Genomic DNA, 3,048 nt, shown 5'->3' with positions numbered 1-3,048 from the left:
CGTGTTGCATAAAGGGTCATCTCCTTATCATCTGCAACAAAAGACTTTTGATCTGTTGGCGTAAAATCTTGCGTGCCTTGGGCTTTGATGTCTTTTTCACTGAACTCATTGCCCCCATAGCTGCTGCCAATCTTCAATTTCGCTTCTGAAAATGCCGTCTTAACGAACGCTTTTATTGAAGTGATCAAAGCGCCACGGGGTAATATCCCTATTTTCGTTGTGAGATGCTTATCTTTATGCGAGATATTTAACCGCAAAAAACTTACCTGTTGGGTATGTAGATTTCTGCCCTGTAGTGGAGGTGGTAATTGATCTGCCATGTCTTGTTTCCTCCCTATGATTAATTATCAGGTTCACCACTGTAGGTGGGGATAACAATCGTTCCAAAATCTTGCGCTGCTTGAGAGCTATTTGGAAATTTGAAACGGGTTTTCTTCATGCCAATCAGTGTTTTCGCAGACAAACCATAGTAACGTTGATAGTCGAAATGCTCTTCCACCAATTTATAGCGATTGACATTGCGATTATTTCCAAAAGCCATAACGATACTTTGTGCTCCAAGAAAAACAGCACGACGCACACTTTTTTTCGCTGTATGATCGGTAGATTTAACCCCATGAGTGACATGTTCAGATTCACGTAAAATCACACCATTATACATGCCAAGAGAACCATCAAAAATCGGGTTCTTCGCGCGCGAACCCGTATAAGCAGCTTTCTGAATATCAAGCCACTGTCCAGTCTCTGTATTGGTGCGCAATTGCATCACTTGTGTTGGGTGCAAATAGAGAACATAAACACTCTCCCCATTCACACGTACTGGTCGAATTTTGGGATTAGCAAGTTTCGCCATTTTTACAGCTTCGTCAATAAGCTTCAAACTAAAGCTGTGTTTTGGCGCTTCACTGAGATCTTCATCCTTGGTTTTACCATCTGGACGGATAATTCGCTTACTACTTGGTGCCAGAGGTTCATTAAATCCATAATGCACATTCTCGATATCTATCATCCGATCTTCAAAAGAGATTGTCCTTGCTGTATATCCGCAAGCTTGAATGAAAAACATCAAGCTTAAGCGATCTGCATACCAATCAACTAAGCCATCTTTTGCTTCGTCACGCAAATCAAACGTTGTACGTTGTTGCGCTATACTACCTTCATTTTCTACACGAACTGCATGCGAAAGCTCGTCAATATAGAGTCTGTCATGAAGGAATTGTAATGCCTCTTCATTCCCCTCAAGCGTCTGTCCTGAGGTAACTCCCCGTCCCAAAAGCTGTGTACGTAAGCTAAATGTAACACAATCCCCTCTGCCCTTCTGTGTTTCAGTTTTAAGTTGAATAATGCTGTTTGAACCCCTGCCTATAAGAGGGGCAATAGGTATCGCCTTTGAAACTTCTGTATTTAATAATTTTGACCACGTGCTTATCGCATGAGGATCATCTGCTCTAACTGTTGTTAATGCCATTGATTTTACCTTTCTTTGCTGTAAAAAAAACCGGCTTAAAAGCCGGATCATAGCCCTGTATAAAACAGACTAATTTCTATAAAATGCACTCTTAATACCCGTTACCTGCACCGTGTAATTGCCGAAAAATCGCTTTATTTTTCGGATTTGATATCCAAACGTCAAATTCTTCTTCTGACATCCTATCAATGCTTGCTAAAGTCATTGGTCCAGTACTCCCCCCTCCTCCAGATGCTGTCAAAGTCCGCGCAGAATTCTGCCGACTTTGAAGTTCTGCAACCTGATTATTCACTTGCACTGCTTGATTCTGATAACCAAGATTTTGCGCTATTCTATAAATCTCTTCTGCCGGATTGAGATCTCTTTGTGCACAAGTCGCTACAAGAGCATGCAATTGATCTCTTATAATCGCATCTATTGTGTTTTGTTGTCCATACTCAGGATAAAGTGATGACCAAGAACTCAATTCCTTTGCGCGTGCCTCATAAAGAAAATTTGCCGCGGCATCAAAATCACTGGATTTATTTTGAAACGACTTAACAGAATTATTAAAAAATTCACCAAGACGTATATCATGCTGCTGCTGTTCCTCAGCTTGTCTTAGCGCTTCTTTCTGTTCCCTAATATACGCATCTTGCTTTTGAATCTTATCTAGCATCCACGCCACTAAACGAACAGGGTCCTCACGTAGGTCTGGGGGTGCATTTTCACCTTCAACCATTGGTGTCTGGGATTGGGGTTCATAAAGCTTGACAAGCGCTTCACGAGCTTGTTTGGCTTGTTGCTCCACACGCTGCTGTTCTATACTAGGAACAATCTCTGAAGGTTTTTCAACGGGCTGTGCAACCGGCTCTGGAGACGTAATGTCATCATTATCAATCGTTTCACCATCATAAGTGCCAGCATCAAAAGAGCTCTCATCATCAAAGACCGGTGCTCCAACTCTGTAATCTTCATTCATAGCTTCATTCATTTCTGCATTCATTCTTTCACCTTTCTCAACTATGCATACCTCTGTGTAATGCTATTCGCTCTCGCATAATCTGATTGTGTGCCTGATCATTGAGAAGCTTCTGCCGTTCAATCTCATAGCGTTGCTTCATCAGTTCTGCGTCTGTTTTTGCTCTCTCTTGATGCACAAAAAGATCAATCTGCTTTTGTTGCAAATCCATCTGATGCATCTGTGCTTTCGTCTCTAAGTCTTGTTGCTTTTCCTGCAACTTCATTTCCTGCTCGGGATCCATCTGCTGTTGTTGTGCCATTTGTTGCTGTTGGAACTTCTCACTGACACGATTGAGTAATGACGCAGGCAATGGAGAATAACGAAGTAGATCAAGCATAATATCCGGCGTAATCGCATTTTGAAGCAATGGGAGCAGCTGTGTGATGATACCAAAGGTGCGCTCTTTCTCATTCGGGCTGGTTGGCGCATCATCGACAACAATGTCATACTCGACACTCGTTACTTCTTCACGCGTCAATGGAATATATTGCGCATTCTCTTCACCAGATATCCGTACCAAACGCCCATCGGACAAGTAATTCTGTATAAGGTGCAAAATAATCTTACCTTGCCGCTT

The 3,048-nt window shown here is 42.1% G+C and carries 3 protein-coding genes and 1 pseudogene; all 4 read right to left on the bottom strand.

The window, feature by feature from the left end:
* Nucleotides 1-320, bottom strand: a 320-nt coding sequence (locus ACFINI_RS09615; RefSeq protein ID WP_375648014.1) for a hypothetical protein, incomplete at its 3' end; no start/stop codon positions are given.
* A 20-nt stretch (nt 321-340) separates the two neighbouring features.
* A complete protein-coding gene (locus tag ACFINI_RS09610) occupies nt 341-1,468 on the bottom strand; it encodes a N4-gp56 family major capsid protein (RefSeq protein WP_375648013.1) in 1,128 nt (375 codons plus the stop codon).
* A gap of 91 nt (nt 1,469-1,559) precedes the next feature.
* Complete coding sequence (locus ACFINI_RS09605) at nt 1,560-2,453, bottom strand: hypothetical protein (protein WP_375648012.1); 894 nt, start codon at nt 2,451-2,453, stop codon at nt 1,560-1,562.
* A 13-nt stretch (nt 2,454-2,466) separates the two neighbouring features.
* Nucleotides 2,467-3,048: pseudogene (locus ACFINI_RS09600) on the bottom strand (phage portal protein); the annotation flags it as partial.

The sequence above is a fragment of the Bartonella sp. AA56HLJMS genome (genome assembly GCF_042197145.1).
Lineage (GTDB): Bacteria > Pseudomonadota > Alphaproteobacteria > Rhizobiales > Rhizobiaceae > Bartonella.
The sequence above is the reverse complement of the archived record's forward strand: the minus strand, read 5'-3'. Positions and strand labels throughout refer to the sequence as shown.

Coding starts and splice junctions, on each gene's coding strand:
- ACFINI_RS09610 (WP_375648013.1), bottom strand. CDS start 1,468: ATGGCATTAACAACAGTTAGAGCAGATGATCCTCATGCGATAAGCACG.
- ACFINI_RS09605 (WP_375648012.1), bottom strand. CDS start 2,453: ATGAATGCAGAAATGAATGAAGCTATGAATGAAGATTACAGAGTTGGA.